This is a genomic window from Stenotrophomonas sp. YAU14A_MKIMI4_1 (assembly GCF_003086855.1).
GTDB lineage: Bacteria > Pseudomonadota > Gammaproteobacteria > Xanthomonadales > Xanthomonadaceae > Stenotrophomonas.
On record NZ_CP025998.1, the window covers coordinates 4,455,852 to 4,478,085 of the forward strand.

Genomic DNA, 22,234 nt, shown 5'->3' on the forward strand with positions numbered 1-22,234 from the left:
CACAGTGTGCCGCACGACCGCCGCTATTCAATGGTGTACCGGCAGGACCGGCACGGATTGTTCCGGGGTACCGCGGCATTGTCCCGGCCGCGCAGGCGGCATGGCGTGCCACAATACTGCACCGTCCAGTCCGCTTATGTTCAGCCGGCTGGCCCGATTCTGCCCTGTCGAAAAAACGTTAATGGTGCCCATGTCGGCTTCCGCCTCCAGCTTGGTGCAGTTGTCCAACGTCCGCATCGACCGGAGCGGGCGCACGATCCTGCGCGATGTATCGCTGCAGGTTCCGCAGGGCAGCATCACCGCCGTGCTCGGCCCGTCCGGCAGCGGCAAGTCCACCCTGCTGGCCGCGCTTACCGGTGAACTGCGCCCGGTGTCCGGGCAGGTCACCTTGTTCGGCAAGCCCATTCCGCAGGGCAGCGCCGAACTGCTGGAGATGCGCCGCAGCGTGGGCGTGCTGCTGCAGGGCAATGGCCTGCTGACCGACCTGACCGTTGCCGAGAACGTCGCCCTGCCCCTGCGCGCCCACACCCGCCTGCCGGCGCCGGTGCTGCGCCGGCTGGTGCAGATGAAGCTGCACGCGGTGGGCCTGCTGGCCGCCGCCGATGCCTGGCCGCGCGAGCTGTCCGGCGGCATGGCGCGGCGCGTGGCGCTGGCCCGCGCACTGGCTCTGGACCCGCCGCTGATGATCTACGACGAGCCGCTGACCGGGCTGGACCCGATCGCCTCGGGGGTGATCATGAGCCTGATCCAGCGCCTGAACCATAGCCTGGGGCTGACCAGCATCATCGTCAGCCACCACGTGCACGAGACCCTGCCGATCTGCGACCAGGTCATCGCCATCGCCAATGGCGGGGTGGTGTTCCAGGGCAGCCCCGAAGCGCTGCAGACCAGCCAGGACCCGCTGCTGCGGCAGTTCCTGCACGGCCAGCCCGACGGCCCCATTCCCTTTGACGCTGCGCCGCGGGCGAGGGTCGCCTGATGCCGTTCGTGCAAGCCACCCGTTCGCTGGGCCGCGCCGGTCTGTTCTCGCTTACCGTGCTGCGCGGTTCGCTGCCCACCCGTGATTTCCTGGCCGAGCTGACCCGCGAGATCTACAAGATCGGCGCGCGCTCGCTGCCGATCATCGCCGTCGGCGGTGCCTTCGTCGGCCTGGTGCTGACCCTGCAGGGCTACCGCACGCTGACCACCTTCGGTGCAGCCGACGCGCTGTCCACCCTGCTGGGCCTGTCGCTGTACCGCGAGCTGGCGCCGGTGCTGACCGCGCTGCTGTTCATCGGCCGCGCCGGCAGTTCCATCGCCGCCGAGCTGGGCCTGATGCGCGCCACCGACCAGATCAAGGCGCTGGAACTGATGGCCATCGACCCGGTGGCCAAGGCCGTGGCCCCGCGCTTCTGGGCGGCGGTGCTGACCGTGCCGTTGCTGACCGGCGTGTTCTGTTCGCTGGCCATCAGCGCCAGCTACTTCGAGGCCGTGCATGTGCTGGGCCTGGACAACGGCGTGTTCTGGTCGGCGCTGCGCAACAGCGTGGACTTCTGGGACGACTTCGGCGTGGCAATGCTGAAGTCGGCCATCTTCGGTGGTACCGCCGCGCTGGTGGCCTCGTATGTGGGCTTCCACGCCGAACCGACCATCGAAGGCACCTCGGTGGCGACCACCCGTGCGGTGGTGAACGCCTCGCTGCTGGTGCTGATGTTCAACTTCGTGCTGTCGGCAATGCTGTTCACGTAACCCTTTCCACCGGCGGTGCGCAGGGCGCGCTGCCACCCAGAGACGATCAGGTATTCCACATGGCCATCCGCGGTCCCAGACTTGAATTCTCCGTCGGCGCATTCCTGCTGCTGGCCCTGGCTTCGCTCATGGTGCTGGCCGTTGCCTCCACCAACCAGCGTTGGAGCTGGGGCAGCCAGGGCTACGAGCTGAAGGCACGCTTCTCGCAGGTCGGCCAGCTGCGCAAGCAGGCACCGGTGAAGATCGGCGGCGTAACCGTCGGCCAGGTGGCCGCCATCGATCTAGACCCGGTGAAGTTCGAGTCGATCGTGACCCTGCGCATGGACAGCAAGATCAAGGACCTGCCGGCGGACACCTCGGCCGGCATCTTCACCAGCGGCCTGCTGGGCGAAAGCTACATCGGCCTGCAGCCGGGCGGCGATCCGGACGTGCTCAAGGCCGGTGACGAGATTGTCTTCACCCAGCCGGCGGTCGATCTGATCCAGCTGGTGGGCAAGTACATGTTCAGTGGCGGCGCCGGTGGCGGCGCCGACCCGAAATCCAACGAGAGCGCCCCCGCGCCTGCAACGGAACCGCAACCATGAAGACGAAACTGATCCCGGCCCTGCTCGCTTCCTCGCTGCTGCTGGCCAGCCCGCTGCTCGCCCAGGCACAGCAGTCCACCGCACCGGCCGTGGCCGCGCCGCAGGGCCAGGCCGGCAAGGTGGTCATTGATGCCAGCACCCGCATCCTGAACACCCTGCAGCAGCGCCGCAGCGAGTTCAGCAGCAACCCGGCCAGCCTGCGCAGCTACATCGACAGCGAGCTCAACCGCACCTTCGACCGCGACTACGCCGCGCGCCTGGTGCTGGGCACGCACGCCCGCGGCGCCTCGGACGCCGACATCAAGCTGTTCGCCGATGCCATGGCCGACAGCCTGATGCAGCGCTACGGCTCGACCCTGCTGAACATCCAGGGCAAGCCCAGCTTCCGCCTGAAGGGCGAAAGCCCGCTGCCGGGCAACCGCGGCGTGCGCGTGGCCACCGAACTGGTGCGCGCCGGTGCCGAGGGCACCCCGGTGGAGTACTGGATGCGCAATGTGGGCGGCCAGTGGAAGATCTTCGACGTGAACATCGAAGGCATCTCCTACGTGCAGACCTTCCGTAACCAGTTCGACGCGCCGCTGCGCCAGAAGGGCATCAAGCAGGTGGCCAGCGAACTGCGCAGCGGCAGCATGCAGGCCGGGCCGGCGGGCAATGGCAAGTAAGCCGCTGGCGCTGCTGGAAGGCGACACCCTGCGCCTGCGCGGGGTGTTGGACCGCGCCGCGGTCATTGCCCTCTGGCCGCAGCTGCAGGCGCTGCCGGCCAAGCTGGCACGGCTGGAACTGGGCGACGTGGAACGCGTGGACAGCGCCGGTCTGGCGCTGCTGGCCGAACTGGCCGCACGTGCACGCGCACAGGGCCATACCCTGGCCATCGCCGGCGCCCCGGCCGGCTACAACGAACTGAGCGCGGCCTACCGGCTGTCGCCCACCCTGGATTTCACCGCACCTTCTGCTGCGAGCTGACATGAACGTCGTACGCGCCATCTCCCTTCTTCTTGTTGCCGCCGCGCTGAGCGCGTGCGCCGGCAAGCCCGCGCGCAGCGACGCGCCCGTGGCCGACACCGTGGTGCCGGCCGCCGCCAGCGAACCGGTGGCCAGCGATGCCGTGCCGGCGACCGACGTGGCACCGACCACTGACGGTACGACCGCCGCACCCGCGACCGCCGCGGCCGGCGACGATGACGACTTCGATGCGCTGTATGGCAGCAATGCCGCCACCGCCGATGCCTCGGCCTACGACCCGTGGGAGCCGCTGAACCGCAAGGTGCACGCGTTCAACAATGCGGTTGATCGTGGCGTCGCGCGCCCGCTGGCCACCGCCTACACCCACGTGGTGCCGCGCTTCGCCCGTACCGGCGTCAGCAACTTCTTCAGCAATCTGCGTTCGCCGCTGACCATCACCAACCAGCTGCTGCAGGGCCGACCGGGTGATGCCTGGGACACCCTGGGCCGCTTCCTGATGAACAGCACGCTGGGTATCGGTGGCCTGTTCGATCCGGCCAGCAAGGCCATGGTCCCGCGTCGCAATGAAGACTTCGGGCAGACTCTGGGCGCCTGGGGCTGGCGCCGTTCGCGTTACGTGGAACTGCCGTTCTTCGGCCCGCGCACCGTGCGCGATGTGTTCGGCCTGGCCGGTGACATTCCGCTGTCGCCCATCCGCACCATCGAGGAAGACAAGGTGCGTATCGGCCTGCAGGGCCTGCAGCTGGTGGACACCCGCGCACAGCTGATGGCGCTGGACGATATCCGCGACAGCGCGGTGGACGAGTACGCGCTGACCCGCGATGCCTGGCTGCAGCGCCGCAACTACCAGATCGAGAACGATCTGCGTGGCAAGCGCGAGCGTGGCAGCGACGATGCCAATTCGCCCATTCCGGTCGATGCCATGCCGATGCCGCAGTGGAGCAACTGATCGCTGCGACCGGCGCATGAAAAAACCCCGCCTTGGCGGGGTTTTTTTCTGGCTGCTGCACTGGGGTCAGAGCCCTTTCCGGTGGAAAGGGATCCGACCCCGGCGGGGTCAGGCGGCCAGGGCGGCCTCGACCGCTTCGCGCAGGCGCGCATCATCGGCAGCCACGTCCGGTGCGAAGCGGGCGATGACCTTGCCGTCGCGGCCGATCAGGAACTTCTCGAAGTTCCACAGCACCGCCGGCGCCGGCAGGGTGGGAATGTCCTTGCCGGTCAGCAGCTCGCGCAGCGGACCTTCGCCGATGGCCTGCGGCTGGGCGGCGGTCAGCTGCTGGTACAGCGGGTGGATGTCCTCGCCGGCCACGCTGATCTTGGCGAACATCGGGAAGCTGACGTTGTAGGTCAGCTGGCAGAACTGCTGGATCTCGGCTTCACTGCCCGGCTCCTGGCCGAGGAAGTTGTTGGCCGGGAAGCCCAGCACTTCCAGTCCCTGCGCCTGCTTGTCGGCGTACAGCGCCTGCAGGCCTTCGTACTGCTTGGTCAGGCCGCACTTGGAGGCCACGTTCACCAGCAGCAGTACCTTGCCGTTGTAGTCGGCCAGCGAGGACGGCTGGCCGTCGATGGTGGTGAGGGAAATGTCCTGGATCGGGGTGCTCACGCGGGTGCTCCGGCAATGGCGGGAAAGGTGTGCCAGCATAGCGCCGCGCGCGTGCTGCGGGCGCTCAATCCACGCAGATCGTGCCCTGTGCCTTGCCCGCTTCGATGCGCTGGCGGCAACCGAAGTTCTGGCTGACATCGCGCTGGCAGGTACCGGTGGCGACCACGCCTGCCTCGGTTTCGCCGGTGGCCAGGCACTGGCCGCTGCAGTCCTGCTTGCCGCTGCAGGTCTTGCCCGCATCGGCATAGGGAATCACGCACTGCACGCGCTGCAGGCGGCCCAGCGGCTGCAGGGTGCCGCCGGCAGCGCGGCAGTCAACATCGCGCGCTTCCTGGTAGGCCTGGCTGGCTTCAGCGGTGTCGGCCGCGGCCGGCTGTGCCGCCGCATCGGTCGCCGGCGGCGTACTGCTGCAGGCGGCCAGCAGCACGCCCAGGACAAGGCTGGCAAGGAAACGAAGGCGCATGGTCGGACCTGCTGGCGGTAATCGAGGCCGCCAGCATACGCACCACGCGGTGCAAACGGTGTGTCAGCCCTGCCCGGCGTCGTCGGCTTCGGGTGCTTCGTCTGCGGCCAGGCCATCGGGCAACAGCTGTCGGCTCTGTTCGGCCGGCAGCGATTCCACCTCGCGCAGCTTGCGCGCGATCGCCCGCGTGCGCACGCCGGTCTGGTCGATCTGCTTGCTGGCTTGGTCCAGCTTGGCCTTCACGTTGTCCAGCACATCACCGAACTTGCCGAACTCGGTCTTCACCGCGCCCAGCAGGCTCCACACCTCGCTGGAGCGCTTTTCGATGGCCAGGGTGCGGAAGCCCATCTGCAGACTGTTGAGCAGCGCGGTGACCGTGGTCGGCCCCGCCACCACCACGCGATGGTCGCGCTGCAGCAGGTCCACCAGCCCGGGGCGGCGGATCACTTCGGCGTACAGGCCTTCGGTGGGCAGGAACATCACCGCGAAATCGGTGGTGTGCGGCGGCACGATGTATTTCTCGCAGATGGACTTGGCCTGGATCTTCACCGCCCGTTCCAACTGTGCGCCCTGCACGCGCACCAGTTCGGCGTCGCCCTGCTCCTGTGCATCCAGCAGGCGTTCGTAATCCTCGCGCGGGAACTTGGAATCGATCGGCAGCCACACGGGTGCATCGTCGGCGGCGCGGCCGGGCAGGCGCACCGCGATATCGACCATCTCGCCACTGTCCGGACGCACCTTCACTGCGCGTGCGTACTGCTCCTGGATCAGCGTCTGTTCCAGGATGTTCTCCAGCTGCACTTCGCCCCAGCTGCCGCGCGTCTTCACGTTGGTCAGCACACGCTTCAGATCGCCCACGCCGGTGGCCAGCTGCTGCATCTCGCCCAGGCCGCGCTGCACCTGTTCCAGGCGCTCGGACACCAGCTTGAACGACTGCCCCAGGCGGGTTTCCAGGGTGGACTGCAGCTTCTCGTCCACCGTTACCCGCATCTGTTCCAGCTTCTGCGCGTTGTCGGTCTGCAGCGCGCGCAGCTGCTCTTCCAGAGTGGCGCGCATTTCGGCAATGCGCTGCTCGTTGCGCTGGGTCAGTTCCTGCAGGCGCAGGCCCAGGCTTTCGGTCAGCCGCTGCTGCGACTGCGCACCTTCTTCGCGGCCCTTGCGCGCATCGTCCACCAGGGTCTGGCGCAGCGCGCCCAACTGGGTATCGGTGCGCGTGGTCAGTTCCTGCAGCTGCTGGCCGAAGGCATGGATGCGCGCTTCCTGTTGCTGGCCGAACACCTCCAGCTGCGCGCGCAGCTCCTGCAGGCGCTGGCCCAGCAGCGCGCCGCTGCGCTGCTGGCTGTCGGCCGCCTCAGCGCGCGCCTTGCGGGCGTCTTCGCCCAGCGCTTCGCGCAGCAGGTCCAGGCGCTGGTCGGTGCGGGTCGAGAGATCGGTCAGCGCGCGGGCGAAGCCATCGAGCTGCTCACGCAGTTCGCTGCGGCCACTGCGGGCCTCTTCGCGCACGGCCTGTTCCAGGCGGTCATGGGGGGGCCGGCGCAGCAGGGCGACCAGCTGCAGGACAAGGATGGCCAGCAGGAGGCTGCCAACGATGAGGAATTCAGTTTGCATGCCACCAGTGTAGGCTGGCCCCGTCTCAAACGCTGCGCCTGACCATGCTGGAACTGTACGGAAAGCCGACCTCGATCAACGTGCGCAAGGTGCTGTGGCTGGCGGCCGTGCTGGGCCAGCCGCTGCGGCACCACGTGGCCCCGGCGGCCGAGCTGCTGCGCGGGCTGAACCCCAACGTGCAGGTGCCGGTGCTGCGCGAGGGTGACTTCGTGCTGTGGGAATCCAACAGCATCTGCCGCTACCTGGCCGTACGTGCCGGGCGCGATGATCTGCTGCCGATGCAACCGCAGGCGCGGGCGCGGGTGGAACAGTGGATGGATTGGCAGGCCACCGATCTGAACACGGCGTGGCGCGCGGTGTTCATGGCCCGCGTGCGTGGCCATGCCGACTACCCGGACGATGCGCGGGCGGAGGCCAGCCTGGTGCAGTTGAACGGGCTGATGGCGATGCTGGATGCGCAACTGGCGCAGCATGCCCACGTGGCCGGAGATGCCTTCACCCTGGCCGACATCGTGCTGGGGTTGTCGACCCAGCGCTGGCGTTGCACGCCGGGCGACAAGCCAGCGCTGGCCAACGTGGCCGCCTGGTTCGAGCGCCTGCGGCAAAAGCCAGGGTTTGCCCAGCACGTCGACAACGGCGTGGCCTGAGGGGTGGGTGTTTTTGCAGGGCTTGCAGCCCTGCACCTGCCGTAGAGTCGAGCCATGCTCGACTGAAGCAAGGTCAACAGCGGGCATTCCGTGGGATGGCGGGGTGGGTCCGGTTGCGGGGGACGCCGTAAACCCATCCCTGGGGGCTTAGCCGCGCCATCCATGGCGCGGATACCCCCGCAACCGGACCCACCCCGCCTTCGACAGACTTCCGCGATCTGTCGGAACGGCACGGGGTCGGATCCCGTTGCATCGCAACGGGCTCTGACCCCGGTTCTGCTCTTGATCTTGCTCTTGCTCTTGATCTTCTTTTTTCTTCTCCGTGGCTGACCGCACACGGAAACTGTCAGAGGTCGGGCGGGTTGGGTTCGCGGGACCGCAGGCGCCATGGATGGCGCCTACGAGCCTACAAGGACGTACTTGCGGCGTGTCCCGCGAACCCAACCCGCCCGACCAAGCGCAGGCTTTCCGCGACCAACCCACCGCCACGAGGGGCTCAGCCGTTGGCCGGAACCCTCACCAGCCTTCCAGCACGATCTTGCCCTTGGCGCGGTGGCTTTCCAGCAGTGCGTGCGCGCGGCGCAGGTTGGCCGCGTTGATGCGCCCGAAGTGCTCGCCCAGCGTGGTCTGCAGCACGCCGGCATCGATCAGTTCGGCCACCCGGTTCAACAGATCGTGCTGCTTCTGCATGTCCGCCGTCTTGAACAGCGGGCGGGTGAACATCAGTTCCCAGTGCAGCGACAGCGCCTTGCGCTTGAGCGCCATCACGTCCAGTTGGCCCGGGTCATCAATCAGCCCCAGCTGGCCCTGCGGCGCCAGCACCTCCACGATCTGCGCGTAGTGCTGGTCGGTGTGGGTCAGGCTGGCCACGTGTTCCACCTGGGGGATGCCCAGCCGGGCCAGGCCTTCGGCCAGCGGCAGGCTGTGGTCGATCACGTGGTGGGCGCCCATGGCGTACACCCAGTCCTGGGTATCGGGGCGCGAGGCGGTGCCGATCACCGTCAGCTGGGTCAGCTGGCGCGCCAGCTGCACCAGGATCGAGCCGACGCCGCCGGCCGCGCCGATCACCAGCAGGGTCTGCCCTTCACCACCGCCTTCGGCAATGCGCAGGCGGTCGAACAGCAGCTCCCAGGCGGTGATCGCGGTCAGCGGCAGGGCTGCCGCCGCGGCATCGTCCAGCGTGGCGGGCTTGCGGCCAACACTGCGCTCGTCCACCAACTGGTATTCGGCATTGCTGCCGGGGCGGTCGATCACGCCGGCGTAGTACACCGCGTCGCCCGGCTGGAACAGGGTCACCTCGCTGCCCACGGCGTCGACCACGCCCACCGCATCCCAACCCAGCACGCGCGGGCTTTCGGTGGCGGCGCTGCGGCGAACCTTGGTGTCGACGGGGTTCACCGCCACCGCGCGCACGGCCACGCGCAGATCGCGCGGGCCGGGCTGGGGCAGGTCCAGGTCGATATCGACCAAGGCCTGGGGGTCATCGATGGGCAGGCCGGCGTGGGTATAGGCAATGGCGCGCATGGGGCGGTCCAACGGGGAAGGAAGGCACAGCGTGCGCCGCGCACAGTCCCTGGGAAAGGCGCAGAATCAGTCAGGACTTTCACTCTGGTAATGAAAATGATCCGCTTCGACGACCTGCAGCTGTTCGTCCGCACCGCCGCGCTGGGCAGCTTCTCGCAGGCCGCGCGCGAAGCCGATCTGCTGCCTGGCCAAGTGGCCGCCGCGGTGGCGCGGCTGGAACGCGAGCTGGATCTGCGCCTGTTCGTGCGCACCACCCGCAGCCTGCGCCTGACCGCCGAAGGTGCGCTGTACCTGCCCTATGCGCAGGAGGTGCTGGCCACCCTGCGCGAGGGCCAGGCACGGGTGCAGGGCGACGCGGCCGAACTGCACGGCACCCTGCAGCTGTCGGCGCCGTCGGATTTCGGCCGCAACCTGCTGCTGCCGTGGCTGGCGACCTTCCGCGCCGCACATCCGAAGCTGCGCCTGCACCTGCGACTGTCCGACGAGGTTGCCGACGTGTTCCGCGACCCAGTGGACGTGGCGATACGCCTGGGCCAGTTCGACGATGCCAACTACGTGGCCCTGCCCCTGCTGGAGGACAACCGCCGCGTGCTGGCCGCATCACCGGCCTATCTGCAGCGGCGCGGTGTGCCGGCGCGGCTGGAGGATCTGCGCGAGCACGACTGCCTGGCCTACCAGCTCGGCGGACGCACCTACGACCGCTGGGCCTTCGAGGTGGACGGGCGGCGGGTGGTGGTGCCGGTGCGCGGTCCACTGGTCTGTGACGACGCCGACGTGGTGCGGCGCTGGGCGGTGGCGGGTGAAGGCATCACCTACAAATCCTGGCTGGACCTGCGCCAGGACGTGCTGGAGGGCCGTCTGCAGGTGCTGCTGGGCGGCGTGGGCAGCCACATTCCGCTGCAGCTGGTCTGCCCGCACCGCAAGCAGTTCTCGCCGGCGGTGCGGCAACTGCACGCGCAACTGCGCCAGCACCTGCAACCGCTGCTGTCCGGCCTGCCCGCTGGCGACGGCGTGCCCCTGTCCGCGACCACCGTGGTGGCCGACAATGGCGTCCCCCCGCAACAACAATGAGCCATGCCATGCCGTGGATGGGCATCCAGGACCTGTGGACGTTCCTGCTCGCCGTACTGGTGTTCCTTGCCCTGCCCGGGCCCGGCACCTTCACCCTGCTCACGGCCACCGGCCGTGGCGGTGTGCGCGGCGGCTACACCGCCCTGGCCGGCCTGCTGGTGGGCGACCAGATCCTGATGTGGCTGGCCCTGGCCGGTGTGGCCGCGCTGCTGAAAGCCAACCCGCTGGTGTTCCACGCCGTTCAGTACCTGGGCGCGGCCTACCTGGTGTGGGTGGGCATCAGCCTGCTGCGCACGCCGAAGCCTGACGGCAGCGATGGCGGCCCGATCCGCATGCAGCCCGGTCGCTACTTCCAGCAGGCGATTCTGGTCAGTCTGCTCAACCCGAAGGCGATCCTGTTCTACATGGCGTTCCTGCCGCTGTTCATCGATCCCACCGCGCACCACGGCATCGCCACGTTCGCGGCGCTGGCCGGCATCATCTTCGTGGTCAGCGTGGCCTACTGCTCGCTGCTGATCGGTGCGGGCAACCTGGCGCGGCGGCGGTTGATCCAGCACCCGCGGGTGAGTACGGCGCTGCGCCGGGTGGCCGGCCTGTTCCTGGTCGGCTTCGGTATCCGCCTGGGGTTGAACGGGTAAGACAGCCCGGTAGAGTCGAGCTTGCTCGACTGATTCGCGCTCTTCGTAGAGTCGAGCTTGCTCGACTGATTTTCCGTGCCAGTCGAGCAAGCTCGACTCTACGACTCCTTCAGTCGAGCAAGCTCGACGCTACGGTGCCAGGTCGATGCCGCCGCGCTGCGGGTCGACCACCGGCGCGGCGCCCGCCGCAGTCAGCTGCGCCAGCACCGTTTCAAAGCCGTGTTCGCGACCGAAGGCATGTTCATCCAGGGTCAGCGGCAGCAGCTGCAGGAAGTCGAAACGGCCAGAGGGCAGCTGCTGTGGACCGGGGAAATGCGGCGAGGGAATGAACACCATCGCCTGCAGTTCGCTCTGGGCACGATCCACCGGCATGCCCAGCTTCAACCGATGCCACGGCGCCAGCGGCCCGCCCGGCATGCGCGAATGGCACAGCAGCAGCTGGTAGGCGGTGAACCAGCGCAGGGTGGTCAGTGCCCACGGCGCTTCGTCGCGCGTTTCCAGCAGCAGTTCGACACCAAAGCCCGAATCGCCGTCCTCGTGCGCACCTTCCCAGGCGTTGGACAGGCCCGAGCTGACATACACCCAGTGCCGGCGCTCGCGATGTGGGGGGCAGGCGAATACGCCCACGTGCAGCCAGCGCGGATCGATGTCCTCCTGCTGGAACACCCCGTGCAGCAGGTCCATGTCGAGCGGGTAGATGCCCGGGCCGGTGTTGCCGAAGTGCTGCTTGTACAGGGTCTCTTCGCGGATTTCCCAGCTGCGTTCGAGCAGGGTGTCGTCGTCCATGGGGGGCATCGTGCGTCCTTGGCGGTTGCGGGCGGGGCGGCAGCATAGCGCGGCCCCGCCCTTCGTTTCAGCGGTCCACCGTGGCCAGCACGGCCTGCGGGTAGCGTTCCCCGGCCGCCGCATGCAGCGGGAACACCGCATCCAGTCGTGCCAGCACGTCCGCGCCCAGCTGCACCTGCAGCGCGCCCAGGTTTTCCTGCAGCCGTGGCAGGCGCGTGGTGCCCGGAATCGGCACCAGGTGCGGACCTTGCGCCAGTACCCAGGCCAGGGCCAGCTGTGCCGGAGTGATCTCCAGCTCGGCGGCCAGCGCCTGCACCTGCGACACCAGCGCCAAGTTGCGGGCGAAGTTGTCGCCCTGGAAGCGCGGCGAACTGCGGCGGTAGTCGTCGGCCTCGAAATCATCCGCGCTGCGGATGGCACCGGTCAGGAAACCCCGGCCCAGCGGCGAATACGGCACGAAGCCGATGCCCAGTTCGGCGGTGGTGGCCAGCACCCCGTTCTGTTCCGGTTCGCGCGACCACAGCGAGTACTCGCTCTGCACTGCGGTGATCGGGTGCACCGCGTGGGCGCGGCGGATCGTGGCTGCCGAGGCCTCGGACAGGCCCAGCCAGCGCACCTTGCCCTGTTCCACCAGCCGCGCCATCGCGCCGACGGTGTCTTCGATCGGCACCGCCGGGTCGACGCGGTGCTGGTAGTACAGGTCGATGTGGTCCACGCCCAGCCGGCGCAGGCTGTCCTCGCAGGCGGCCTGCACGTATTCCGGGCGGCCGTCGACGCCGCGTGCCTGCGGGTTGCCCGGGTCCAGCTTCAGGCCGAACTTGCTGGCCAGAAACACCTCGTTGCGGCGCCCGGCGATGGCGCGGCCGAGCAGGCGTTCATTGCTGTGCGGGCCGTACACATCGGCGGTGTCGAGCAGGGTGACGCCACGGTCCAGCGCCTGCTGGATCAGGGCGATGGCCTCGTCTTCGCTGCTGCGGCCGCCGTAGAAGGCGCTCATGCCCATGCAGCCCAGGCCCAAGGCAGACACGGTGGGGCCGGCGGGGCCGGCGGGGCCGAGGGTGCGCGTGGTCATCGGTGTGGGGTTCATCGGGAAGTCTCCGGGTGGAAGTGGTCAGGCGCGCGGCTGCAGGCGGGTGCCGCCGCTCATCAACATGCGTGGCAGCGGCATCTGCAGGAAGTCGTGCGGGAAGGACGGGGCGACGGCGCTGATCGCGTCCAGTCGGGCGATGACGTCGGTAGGCAGCTGCAGGTCCAGCGCGTCCAGGTTGTGCTCGAGCTGGGCCAGGGTACGGGCGCCAACGATGGGCAGGGCACCGGCAGCGGGGCGCTGCAGCAGCCAGGCCAGCGCGACCTGGGCCGGGGAGTGCGACAGGTCCTGGGCGATCTGCCGCACTTCATCGGCGATCTGCAGCGAACGTGGGGTCAACGCGCCGTTGATCAGGGCGACGTTGCGGCGTGAGCCCCCCGGCGTGGCATCCAGCGCCTCGGGCGGGGCCAGATCGGCGGCGCTGTACTTGCCGGTCAGCACCCCGCTGCCCAGCGGCGACCAGGCCACCACGCCCAGGCCCAGCGCCTGCGCCATCGGCAGCAGTTCGTGTTCCACGCTGCGCTGGATCAGGCTGTACTCGATCTGCAACGCCACCAACGGGGCCCAACCACGCAGGTCGGCCAGGGTCTGCATGCGCGCGATCTGCCAGGCCGGGGTATCGGAAATGCCGGCGTAGAGCACCTTGCCACTGCGGACCAGATCGTCGAAGCCGCGCATCACCTCGTCCACGCCAGTGGTGTCGTCCCAGGCGTGCAGGTACAGCACGTCCAGATAGTCGGTACCGAGCCGGCGCAGGCTGTCCTCCACCGAGCGCAGCATGCTCTTGCGGTGGTTGCCGGCGTTGTTGGGGTCGCCCGGCACGGTGGCCAGGGTGTACTTGCTGGCAATGACCAGCCGGTCACGCCGGCCCTGGGCGAAACGGCCGAGCAGGGTTTCGGCGCTGCCATTGGTGTAGTTGTTCGCCGTATCGACGAAATTGCCGCCACGTTCGACGTAGGCGTCGAAGATGCGACGGGCCTCGGCTTCATCCGCGCCCCAGCCCCAGTCGGCGCCGAAGGTCATCGTGCCCAGGGCCATCGGGCTGACCCGCAGGCCGGAGCGGCCCAGCAGGCGGTAGTGGTCGAGCGACATTGCAGGTCTCCATCACGCAGGCGGTACATCCGCCGGGGAAGCCAGCTTCCTCCTGTCGATCATGTGGATAAACTGCGTACAACCGGACTCACCTTGAAGGAAGGCTTCACAATGGACGCCTCTGCGCCGCTTACCGCCGTGGTCGCCTTCGTCCACGTAGCCGACCATGCCAGTTTCACCCGCGCTGCCGACGCCCTGGGGGTGTCGACCTCGGCACTGTCGCAGAGCGTGCGCGCGCTGGAAGCACGGATGGGCGTGCGCCTGCTGCAGCGGACCACGCGGCGGGTGGGCCTGACCGAACACGGCGCACGCTTCCTGCAGCGCGTGCGCGGCGGCCTGGAGCAGATCGACCAGGCCTTCGCCGAGCTGGACAGCGCGCGCTCGGTGCCGGCCGGGCGGCTGCGGGTGACCTTGCCGCGCATCGTCGCCGATCGCATGGTGCTGCCGCGGCTGCCCGATTTCCTCGCCCGCTACCCGCAGGTGCAGGTGGAACTGTGCGTGGACCCGGCGCTGACCGATCTGGTGGCCGAGGGCTTCGACGCCGGCATCCGCCTGGGCGAATCGCTGGCGCAGGGGATGATTGCCGTGCCAGTTGGACCGCCCGAGCGACAGGTGGTGGTGGCCACGCCGACCTACTTCGAACGCCATGGCGTGCCACAGACCCCGCACGACCTGCAGGATCATGCCTGCATCGTGCACCGGCTGGCCAACGGCCGGTTGATGCCCTGGGAATTCAGCCGCCAGGGCCACGACCTGGAGGTGGAGGTGGCCGGCAGGCTGGTGTTCAACGATGCCGGTGTCGCCCATCGCGCCGTGCTGGATGGTCTGGGCATGGCCCAGGGCTTCGCCTCGCTGGTGGCCGACGACATTGCCGCCGGCCGCCTGCGCAGCGTGCTGCAGGACTGGCAGCCGCCATTCCCCGGCTTCCACCTGTACTACCCGGCGCGCGAACAGATGGCGCCGAAGCTGCGGGTGTTCATCGACCACCTGCGCGCGGGAATGGATGACCGGTAGCGTCGGGCATGCCCGGCGTGACCGGGTGACCGTTTATGCCGATTCCGTCACCCTGATCGGGCCACAGCGGGCGAGATGGCGGGTATGACCCCCGTCAGTGGTAATGCTGCGCTGCGTTGGGTCACACTCGGGAACTTGTCGTTCCAAGTCATCCCCTTCCGAGGCCTGCATGTCCCTGCTCCGGCGCAAGTCCCTAGATTCCGTCACCGACCATGAAGCCGGCCGGCGGCTGGTCCCGACCCTCAGCTGGCCGCACCTGATCGCCCTGGGCATCGGCGCCATTGTCGGCACCGGCATCTACACGCTCATCGGCGTGGGCGCCAACCTGGCAGGTCCGGCGGTGCTGATTTCCTTCGCCATCGCCGGTGCGGTCTGCGCTTGTGCGGCGCTGTCCTATGCCGAGCTGTCCACGATGATGCCGGCCGCCGGCAGCGCCTATACCTACAGCTACAGCGCGCTGGGCGAAGTGTTCGCCTGGGTGGTGGGCTGGAGCCTGATCCTGGAGTACTCGCTGGTGGTGAGTACCGTGGCGGTGGGCTGGTCGGGGTATTTCGTCGGCTTCCTGCAGTGGGTGCACACCCAGTTCGGCATCGACATCACCCTGCCCGCGGCGCTGGCCGCCGGACCGCATGTCGCCGGCGGCGTCATCAACCTGCCGGCCATCGTCATCACCTGGCTGGTGGCGCTGATGCTGATGGCCGGCACCAAGGAAAGCGCCACCCTCAACGCGATCCTGGTGGTGTTCAAGCTGATCGCGCTGGCGGTGTTCGTGGCCGTGGCCCTGCCCGCCTTCGACAGCAGCAACCTGCAGCCGTTCATGCCGCACGGCTTCGCCAAATCCATGGGCCCGGACGGGGTGGAGCGCGGCGTGATGGCGGCAGCGGCCATCATCTTCTTCGCGTTCTATGGCTTCGATGCCATTTCCACCGCGGCCGAAGAAACCAAGAACCCAGCGCGCGACCTGTCGATCGGCATCATCGGTTCGATGGTCGGCTGCACCATCGTGTACGTGCTGGTGGCGCTGGCCGCCGTGGGCGCGATGAGCTATGCGGTGTTCGGCCAGAGTGCCGAGCCGCTGGCATTGATCATGCGTGAACTGGGCAGCCCCAAGGCCGCCATGTTCATCGGCGTGGTCGCCATCATCGCCCTGCCCACCGTGCTGCTGGCCTTCCTGTATGGCCAGAGCCGCATCTTCTTCGTGATGAGCCGCGATGGCCTGCTGCCGCGCCGCCTGTCCAAGGTCAGCGCGCGCACCGGTACGCCGGTGGCGACCACCTTGTTCACCGCCGTGGTGGTGTCGGCGCTGGCCGGTGTGGCGCGCCTGGACGAGATTGCGGCGCTGGCCAACGCCGGCACCCTGGCCGCGTTCACCGCCGTGGGCATCTGCCTGGTGGTGCTGCGCGTGCGCGAACCCAACCGCGAGCGCAGCTTCCGCACGCCGCTGGCGTTCGTGGTGGGTCCGCTGGCCGCACTGGGCTGCATCTACCTGTTCATCAGCCTGCCGCACACCACCCAGCTGTATTTCCTGCTGTGGAACGTGGTCGGCCTGGTGCTGTACTTCGTGTACAGCCGCCGCAATGCGCTGATCGCGCGCTGATCCGCGTCGCCGGGCATGGCCCGGCGCTACCGGAACAATGAGGTAGCGCCGGGCCATGCCCGGCGATCACGCGGTCCCGATCAGGTCTCGGCGTAGGCCTGCGCCTGGCGCATCACCCGCAGCAGGTTGCCGCCCCAGATGTCGGCAATCTGCTGCTCGGTGTAGCCCTTGCGCAGCAGCCAGGCGGTGATCTTCGGCAGCTGGCTGACATCGGGCAGGTCGCTCAGGCCGCCACCGCCATCCCAGTCCAGGCCGATGCCCACGTGCTCCGGTCCGACCACCTTCAGGATGTGCTCGAAGTGGGCGAAAAAGTCGTCCAGGCTGGCGTGGCGTACCGGATGTTCGTGGTCCAGCGCCTGCTCGGCCTGCTGCAGGGCGACGCCCTGGGCGATGGTCATGCCTTCCCAGCCACCCATCTGCCTGCTCAGCGCTTCCTCGGCCTGCTTGCGTTCGGGCGTCTTGCCGGTATCGATCAGATAGCCGCCGTAGGCGTTCACCTGGATTACTCCGCCGGCCTTGGCCAGCTTGCGCAGGCGCGCGTCGTCGAGATTGCGCGGGTGGTTGTAGACCGCCTTGGCCGAACTGTGCGACAGCACGAACGGCACCGGCATCATTGCCAGCAGATCGTCGAACACGGCATCTGAGGCGTGCGACTGGTCGATGACGATGCCCAGCTTCACCGCCGCGCGCACCAGATCCTTGCCGGCCGGGCTCAGGCCCTTCCACTCCGGCCCCTTGGGATCGGTGGCCGAGTCGGCGAATTCATTGTTGGCGAAATGCACGGTGCTGAGCAGGCGCAGGCCGGCGCGGTGGTAGAAGCTCAGCAGCGTGGGGTCGGCCACCAGCGGGCTGGCGTTTTCCATGCTGATGTAGACCACGCGCTTGCCTTCGGCCTTGATCCGCGCGGCATCATCGGCCCTCAGCGCCAGCGCGAAGCGCTCGGGGTTGGCGGCCAGCATCTGCCGGATCTCCAGCAGGCGCTGCAGGCCATGGTCGCGCTCGGCCAGGTGGGCGGCAGCGCTACGGTCGCCCTGGTCGGTGTAGATGGCCCAGAAGCCGCCATCCAGTGCGCCGTCCACCATGCGTGGGTAATCCACCTGCGAGAGCGCGTTGTGGTCGTGGCGCTGCTCGATGTCGAAGCCGCTGCGGCCGAAGTTGGCCGGCGTATCCAGGTGGCTGTCCAGGGTCAGCAGACGCTGCTGCAGGGCCTTGGCACGGGCCAGCTCCTGCGCGCTGAATTCGATGGCGTGGGCGGACAGCGGCGCACTCAGCGACAGGGCAAGCAGCAGGGACAGGCGACGCAACGACGGCATGGGCATCCTCCGGCAATGGGAAGAGCACGACCATAGCGCCGCGGCGGCCACCACCGGTAGTGCCAAGCGACCGCGCGCACTCCATTACACTCGGCAGCAGCCGCTATCGACAGCGGCAGCCCACCACGCTGCGCCACCGCTGAAACGGAATTCCGATGTCCCATCCCGTGCCGCCACCGCTTCCCACCGTACAGCCTGCGCCTGACAGCGCGCCGCTCAGCGTCGAGCAGCTCAAGCGCGATGTGCTGCCGGCCTTGTTCCTCGGGCGCATCGACATCGGCCGCTACGGGCCGGCCGACCTGGCCAGTGCCAGTGCGGAGCCGGCGTGGCAGGAAGGCAGTGCGCATGCGCTGGCCAGGGCACTGGCCGATCTGGTCAGCCGCCTTTCCGAACACGACCCCAATGCACTGTTGGAACGCGCCAGCTGGTGGGACCGGTTCACCGGTGCCGATATCGAACGGCAGCTGCGCCGGCGCATCGCGATGGGCGGCAACGGTGACGTGCTGTCCGAGGTCGAGCACCAGGCCGCTGCGGTGCGCAGCAGCGTGGACCGTTTGAATGCACAGTTGGATGCACACGACGAACAGGGGGCGCGCCTGCAGATCTACATCGATGCAGGCGTGCAGTTCCTGCAGGAACTGCCGGCCGACAGCGGCACCAGCGACGATCCGCTGGTGCTGGACCGCCCCGTGGAACGCCTGCAGCGGCGGGTGGCGAACCTGACCGCGCTGCTGGCCAGCCATTCGATGAGCCGCATCCAGGTGCAGCTGGCGCGCAACCACGCCATTGAACTGCTCGACCGCTACTGCGAAACCGTGCAGATCCTGCTGCCGATCTGGCGGCAGACCATCCAGGCCCTGCAGAACAGCGACAACGCCAGCCCGCAGATGGTGGCGCGTGCGGCACAAGCACAGGACCAGCTGAAACAGGCCTTGCAGCAGCTGCTGCGCACCTCCGGAGCACCGGCATGACGTCTTCCAGGACCGATCCACTGCAGGTGCCAGCAGCGTTGCAGCCGCGGGTCGAAGCCATTCCCGGCCTGCGCGCGCTGTACCGCCGGGGTTCGTTCGCGCGCACCCTGGGTCTGGCGTGTTTCGCGGTGCTGCCGGCCACGGCGCTGCTGTCCATCATGCTGCTGCAGGGCCTGACCGGCAGTCCGCCGTCGGCGCACGTTCCCGCCGGCTACGGCAATGTGCCTTCCACGCTCGCCCTGCTGGCATTGGCCAACCTGAGCATCGTGGGCGGCCTGCTGGTCTGGATGGGGTTCGGCCTGCGCAGGGTGCTGCTCAACCGCGGCGTGCGCCACTTCACCTTCTCGTTCGTGATCGGTGGCTCGGTGCTGGTGGCCCTGCTGGTGGGCAACGGCTTCGTCAGCCCTGACTTCAGCCGGTCTGAGGCCGGCGATGGCAGCAAGCTCGACAGCACTCAGCTGCCCGCGCTCATCGACAGCCCGGGATTCGCCGCGCTCAGCCCGCAATGGCAGGGCTACCTGCAGGCGCAGCGTTCGCTGGCACGCGCCTCCGCGCCCCTGAACGACACCGGCCTGGCCATCGCCCGCGGCGAGGATATCGGCATCGCCGTGCCCGCGGTGATCCGTGCGCGCTTCGAAGCCAAGGCCAAGCTTCCCTATTCGGCAGGCAGCCAGGCGTGGCAACGCGACCACTGGCTGCGCAACGGTGTGCAGCATGTGGTTGGCCTGGCGATCGCCTGGTCACTGCTGCTGCTGATCGTCGCCGGCATCGGCCTGACCACGCTGGGGTACCACGTGCGCGGCCGGGCGCTGGTGATCAATGGCCTGCTGCAGCAGTTGCAGGGGCCGTCGGCAGCGGGTGTGGCACATGTCGCGTCGAGCCATGCTCGACTGAACTGATCAACACCTGTCGCGTCGAGCGCGGCTCGACGCGACAGGTCGGAGTCAGTCGACCACGCGGCAGAACACGGCCTTCAGGTAGCGCGATTCCTGCACGTGCGCCATGAACGGATGGTCCGGACCGGCGCCGGCCACCTTCAGGATCTGGATCGTGCGGCCGGAGAAGTACGCCGCGCGGCGCAGCATGTCCAGGAACTGGTCCTCGGCCACCAGCCCGGTGCAGGAGAACGTGGCGAACAGGCCGCCCGGCTTCACCACGCCCAGCGCCAGCTTGTTCATGTCCAGGTACTTCTTCAGCGCAGTGATCACCTGGTCGCGGTCGCGGGTCATCTTTGCCGGGTCCAGGATCACCACGTCGTACTGCTCGCCGCGGTTGGCGGCATCGCGCAGCCACGGGAAGATGTCGGACTGGACGAACTTCGGGCGCACGTTGTTCAGGCGCGAATTGCCCTTGGCGATCTGGATCACGTCTTCATCGATATCGATGCCGACCACTTCCGACGCACCACGCGCGGCCGCGTACACGGCGAAGCCACCGGTGTTGCAGCACAGGTCCAGCACGCGCTTGCCTTCCACCTGCTGGCTCAGCCACTCGCGGTTCTCGCGCTGGTCGGCGAAGAAGCCGGTCTTGTGCGCACCGGCCGGGTCGGCACGGAACTTGATGCCGTACTCGGTGATCACCGACGCTTCGGTGGTGGTGTTGCCGTGGAAGTCGAAGCTTTCCTGCTTCTGCACGTGTTCGTCGGCGAAGCTGTGGAAACGGCAGCCCGGGAACTGCTCGCGCAGCGCGTCGTAGATCCACTCGCGGTGGCGGAACATGCCGGCGGCGAAGAATTCGACCACCACCAGGTCGCCGTAGCGGTCGACCACCAGGCCGGACAGGCCGTCGCCTTCGCTGTGCACCACGCGCCAGGCGTCGGACACCGTGTCGAGCTTCAGCACCTCACGGCGCAGCGACACCGCTTGGGCGATCTTGCGCGAGAACCAGCCGGCATCCACCGGCACGTTCTGATCGATTTCGAGGATGCGCACGGCAATGCGCGAGTGCCCGTTGTAGAACCCGCGGCCGATGAATTCGCCATCAATGCCGACCACGTCGACGATGGAACCGGGCTTGGGGCGGACGGTCGGCTTTTCGACCAGCTTCTGGAAGATCCACGGGTGGCTGGAACGCCACGCATTCTTCAGGCGGACAACGGGCAGGGGGGTATTCATCCGCCTATTGTAAACCGGCAGCCGGGGGTCGGATCCCCAACGGGGCTCCGACCCCATTCCGCCTTGGTAGGTGCCAACCTTGGTTGGCACGCTGGTCGGGGTCAGAGCCCCTGCGGGGATCCGACCCCGGCGGGTCGGCCATTTGACGGCGGGCCGGCCAGGCCGCAGAATCGGCGCCAGAAGGGGAGTAGCTCCCAGACGTTGTCGCCGTCAATTCGAGCCCGCAGGCTCCGGTGCAACGGCAATCCCACCCGCGTGGGGTTGCGAGCGAGACCTTCGCCGTACTGGCGAAGCTCTGTCCCTGGATCCCCCTCCCGATCCTCCGTTGCAGATCCTCGCCGTACGGCCTGGCATTCATCTTTCCAACGGATATTCCCAATGCAGACGATCGGTAATGTGTGGATGTGGGGCGGCTTCGTGGCGGTGGTGATCATCGCCCTGCTGGTCGACCTGGTGTTGATGCGTCACGGCGGCCCGCACAAGGTCACCTTCAAGGAAGCCCTGTGGTGGTCCATCGGCTGGGTCGCCCTGGCCCTGCTGTTCAACGCGGGCCTGTGGTTCTACCTCAGTGAAACCGCCGGCCAGGTGGTGGCCAACAAGGTGGGCCTGGAGTTCCTGACCGGCTACCTGGTCGAAAAAGCCCTGGCGGTGGACAACATCTTTGTCTTCCTGATGATCATGAGCTACTTCGCGGTGCCGGAGGAACAGCGCCAGAAGGTGCTGATCATCGGCATCCTGGGTGCGATCGTGCTGCGTACGATCATGATCTTCGCTGGCAGCGTGCTGATCAGCCAGTTCCATTGGCTGCTCTACGTGTTCGGCGCCTTCCTGCTGTTCACCGGCTGGAAGATGTGGTTCGCCGCCGGCCAGGAACCGGATCTGGAAACCAACCCGGCGCTGCGCTGGATGCGCAAGCACCTGCGCCTGCTGCCGGGCTATGAAGGCAATGCGCTGAGTGTGAAGCGCGATGGCGTGCGCTGGTTCACCCCGCTGTTCGCGGTGCTGATCCTGATCGCGGTGACCGACGTGATCTTCGCCGTGGACAGCATCCCGGCCATCTTCGCCATCACCACCGACCCGTTCATCGTGCTCACCTCCAACGTGTTCGCGGTGCTGGGCCTGCGCGCCATGTTCTTCCTGCTGGCCGGCATGGCTGACCGCTTCCACCTGCTGCCCTACGGTCTGGCGCTGGTGCTGGGCTTCATCGGCATCAAGATGATGATCATCGACCTGTTCAAGATCCCCACCCCGGTGTCGCTGGGCGTGGTGGCGGTGATCATCGCCGCGACCGTGGTGCTCAGCCTGAAGTACCCGCCGAAGGAAGGCACCGGCGCGGCCTGATCCTGGCCGGGCCTGCAACACGGCCGGCGGGATTGTCCCGCCGGCCGCGCCCACTCTCCCGCAGCGGTGGCCTTGGTTTCGCGCCAGCCA

Annotated in this window: 23 protein-coding genes; 14 read left to right on the top strand and 9 right to left on the bottom strand. The window is 68.0% G+C overall.

The features are described from left to right. Positions 1 to 190: 190 nt before the first annotated feature. From C1931_RS20045 to C1931_RS20070, 6 genes are read left to right on the top strand one after another with little or no spacing between them, the layout of a single operon-like run. Entirely contained in the window at positions 191 to 979 is a 789-nt protein-coding gene (locus tag C1931_RS20045; protein WP_108757826.1) for an ABC transporter ATP-binding protein, read from the top strand. Beyond that, a complete protein-coding gene (locus tag C1931_RS20050; protein WP_108751406.1) occupies positions 979 to 1,728 on the top strand; it encodes an MlaE family lipid ABC transporter permease subunit in 750 nt (249 codons plus the stop codon). Before C1931_RS20045 ends, C1931_RS20050 begins: the two co-directional genes overlap by 1 nt. 59 nt (positions 1,729 to 1,787) lie before the next feature. Beyond that, the gene (gene mlaD, locus C1931_RS20055; protein WP_108757579.1) at positions 1,788 to 2,312 is read left to right on the top strand and encodes an outer membrane lipid asymmetry maintenance protein MlaD; all 525 of its coding nucleotides are present in this window, start codon (positions 1,788 to 1,790) and stop codon (positions 2,310 to 2,312) included. Beyond that, a complete protein-coding gene (locus tag C1931_RS20060; protein ID WP_108754656.1) occupies positions 2,309 to 2,974 on the top strand; it encodes an ABC transporter substrate-binding protein in 666 nt (221 codons plus the stop codon). Before mlaD ends, C1931_RS20060 begins: the two co-directional genes overlap by 4 nt. Then, on the top strand, positions 2,964 to 3,275 hold the full coding sequence (locus tag C1931_RS20065; protein WP_108751409.1) for an STAS domain-containing protein: 312 nt from the start codon (positions 2,964 to 2,966) through the stop codon (positions 3,273 to 3,275). Before C1931_RS20060 ends, C1931_RS20065 begins: the two co-directional genes overlap by 11 nt. 1 nt (position 3,276) lies before the next feature. Then, positions 3,277 to 4,224 (top strand): VacJ family lipoprotein, encoded by a 948-nt coding sequence (locus C1931_RS20070; protein WP_108757580.1) that lies wholly within the window; start codon positions 3,277 to 3,279, stop codon positions 4,222 to 4,224. A 108-nt stretch (positions 4,225 to 4,332) separates the two neighbouring features. Here the strand turns inward: C1931_RS20070 and C1931_RS20075 are convergent, their stop codons facing one another. The 3 genes from C1931_RS20075 to rmuC form a co-directional block, all read right to left on the bottom strand. Next, positions 4,333 to 4,878, bottom strand: coding sequence for a glutathione peroxidase (locus tag C1931_RS20075; RefSeq protein ID WP_108751411.1), 546 nt, complete (start codon positions 4,876 to 4,878; stop codon positions 4,333 to 4,335). A gap of 64 nt (positions 4,879 to 4,942) precedes the next feature. Beyond that, positions 4,943 to 5,341, bottom strand: a complete 399-nt coding sequence (locus C1931_RS20080) for a hypothetical protein (protein ID WP_108754659.1) — start codon at positions 5,339 to 5,341, stop codon at positions 4,943 to 4,945. A 63-nt stretch (positions 5,342 to 5,404) separates the two neighbouring features. Beyond that, the gene (gene rmuC / locus C1931_RS20085) at positions 5,405 to 6,949 is read right to left on the bottom strand and encodes a DNA recombination protein RmuC (RefSeq protein WP_108754660.1); all 1,545 of its coding nucleotides are present in this window, start codon (positions 6,947 to 6,949) and stop codon (positions 5,405 to 5,407) included. A gap of 44 nt (positions 6,950 to 6,993) precedes the next feature. Between rmuC and C1931_RS20090 the strand changes: the two genes are divergently transcribed. Further along, on the top strand, positions 6,994 to 7,596 hold the full coding sequence (locus C1931_RS20090; RefSeq protein ID WP_108757581.1) for a glutathione S-transferase N-terminal domain-containing protein: 603 nt from the start codon (positions 6,994 to 6,996) through the stop codon (positions 7,594 to 7,596). A gap of 516 nt (positions 7,597 to 8,112) precedes the next feature. Here C1931_RS20090 and C1931_RS20095 read toward each other — a convergent pair. Continuing rightward, positions 8,113 to 9,120, bottom strand: a complete 1,008-nt coding sequence (locus C1931_RS20095) for a zinc-binding alcohol dehydrogenase family protein (RefSeq protein WP_108757582.1) — start codon at positions 9,118 to 9,120, stop codon at positions 8,113 to 8,115. A 90-nt stretch (positions 9,121 to 9,210) separates the two neighbouring features. On the opposite strand from C1931_RS20095, the gene C1931_RS20100 reads away from it, so the two are divergent. Continuing rightward, entirely contained in the window at positions 9,211 to 10,191 is a 981-nt protein-coding gene (locus C1931_RS20100) for a LysR family transcriptional regulator (protein ID WP_108757583.1), read from the top strand. A gap of 8 nt (positions 10,192 to 10,199) precedes the next feature. Next, positions 10,200 to 10,829, top strand: a complete 630-nt coding sequence (leuE, locus tag C1931_RS20105) for a leucine efflux protein LeuE (RefSeq protein ID WP_108757827.1) — start codon at positions 10,200 to 10,202, stop codon at positions 10,827 to 10,829. Between the two features lie 129 nt (positions 10,830 to 10,958). Here the strand turns inward: leuE and C1931_RS20110 are convergent, their stop codons facing one another. From C1931_RS20110 to C1931_RS20120, 3 genes are all read right to left on the bottom strand, one after another. Continuing rightward, positions 10,959 to 11,615, bottom strand: coding sequence for a suppressor of fused domain protein (locus C1931_RS20110; protein ID WP_234412851.1), 657 nt, complete (start codon positions 11,613 to 11,615; stop codon positions 10,959 to 10,961). Between the two features lie 67 nt (positions 11,616 to 11,682). Next, positions 11,683 to 12,687 carry an aldo/keto reductase gene (locus tag C1931_RS20115; RefSeq protein WP_108757585.1) on the bottom strand — a complete coding sequence of 335 codons (1,005 nt, stop codon included), beginning with the start codon at positions 12,685 to 12,687 and terminating at the stop codon, positions 11,683 to 11,685. A 39-nt stretch (positions 12,688 to 12,726) separates the two neighbouring features. Continuing rightward, entirely contained in the window at positions 12,727 to 13,794 is a 1,068-nt protein-coding gene (locus C1931_RS20120; protein WP_108757586.1) for an aldo/keto reductase, read from the bottom strand. A 111-nt stretch (positions 13,795 to 13,905) separates the two neighbouring features. Here C1931_RS20120 and C1931_RS20125 point away from each other — a divergent pair, with 111 nt between their 5' ends. Both C1931_RS20125 and C1931_RS20130 read left to right on the top strand, forming a co-directional pair. Beyond that, positions 13,906 to 14,808, top strand: coding sequence for a LysR family transcriptional regulator (locus C1931_RS20125; RefSeq protein ID WP_108757587.1), 903 nt, complete (start codon positions 13,906 to 13,908; stop codon positions 14,806 to 14,808). A 169-nt stretch (positions 14,809 to 14,977) separates the two neighbouring features. Then, entirely contained in the window at positions 14,978 to 16,405 is a 1,428-nt protein-coding gene (locus C1931_RS20130; protein ID WP_108757588.1) for an amino acid permease, read from the top strand. Positions 16,406 to 16,485: 80 nt separating this feature from the next. Here the strand turns inward: C1931_RS20130 and C1931_RS20135 are convergent, their stop codons facing one another. After that, positions 16,486 to 17,718, bottom strand: coding sequence for a dipeptidase (locus C1931_RS20135; protein WP_108757589.1), 1,233 nt, complete (start codon positions 17,716 to 17,718; stop codon positions 16,486 to 16,488). Positions 17,719 to 17,873: 155 nt separating this feature from the next. Between C1931_RS20135 and C1931_RS20140 the strand changes: the two genes are divergently transcribed. Together C1931_RS20140 and C1931_RS20145 are read left to right on the top strand one after the other, a co-directional pair. After that, entirely contained in the window at positions 17,874 to 18,689 is an 816-nt protein-coding gene (locus C1931_RS20140) for a protein klaA (protein WP_108757590.1), read from the top strand. Further along, the gene (locus C1931_RS20145) at positions 18,686 to 19,588 is read left to right on the top strand and encodes a hypothetical protein (protein ID WP_159095527.1); all 903 of its coding nucleotides are present in this window, start codon (positions 18,686 to 18,688) and stop codon (positions 19,586 to 19,588) included. The genes C1931_RS20140 and C1931_RS20145 overlap by 4 nt, the downstream gene beginning before the upstream one ends. A gap of 45 nt (positions 19,589 to 19,633) precedes the next feature. On the opposite strand, the gene C1931_RS20150 is transcribed toward C1931_RS20145, so the two are convergent. Next, a complete protein-coding gene (locus C1931_RS20150) occupies positions 19,634 to 20,803 on the bottom strand; it encodes a class I SAM-dependent rRNA methyltransferase (protein ID WP_108754671.1) in 1,170 nt (389 codons plus the stop codon). A gap of 378 nt (positions 20,804 to 21,181) precedes the next feature. On the opposite strand from C1931_RS20150, the gene C1931_RS20155 reads away from it, so the two are divergent. Further along, positions 21,182 to 22,144: a TerC family protein gene (locus C1931_RS20155; protein ID WP_108751422.1), complete on the top strand. Its 963-nt coding sequence runs from the start codon at positions 21,182 to 21,184 to the stop codon at positions 22,142 to 22,144. Positions 22,145 to 22,234 lie beyond the last annotated feature (90 nt).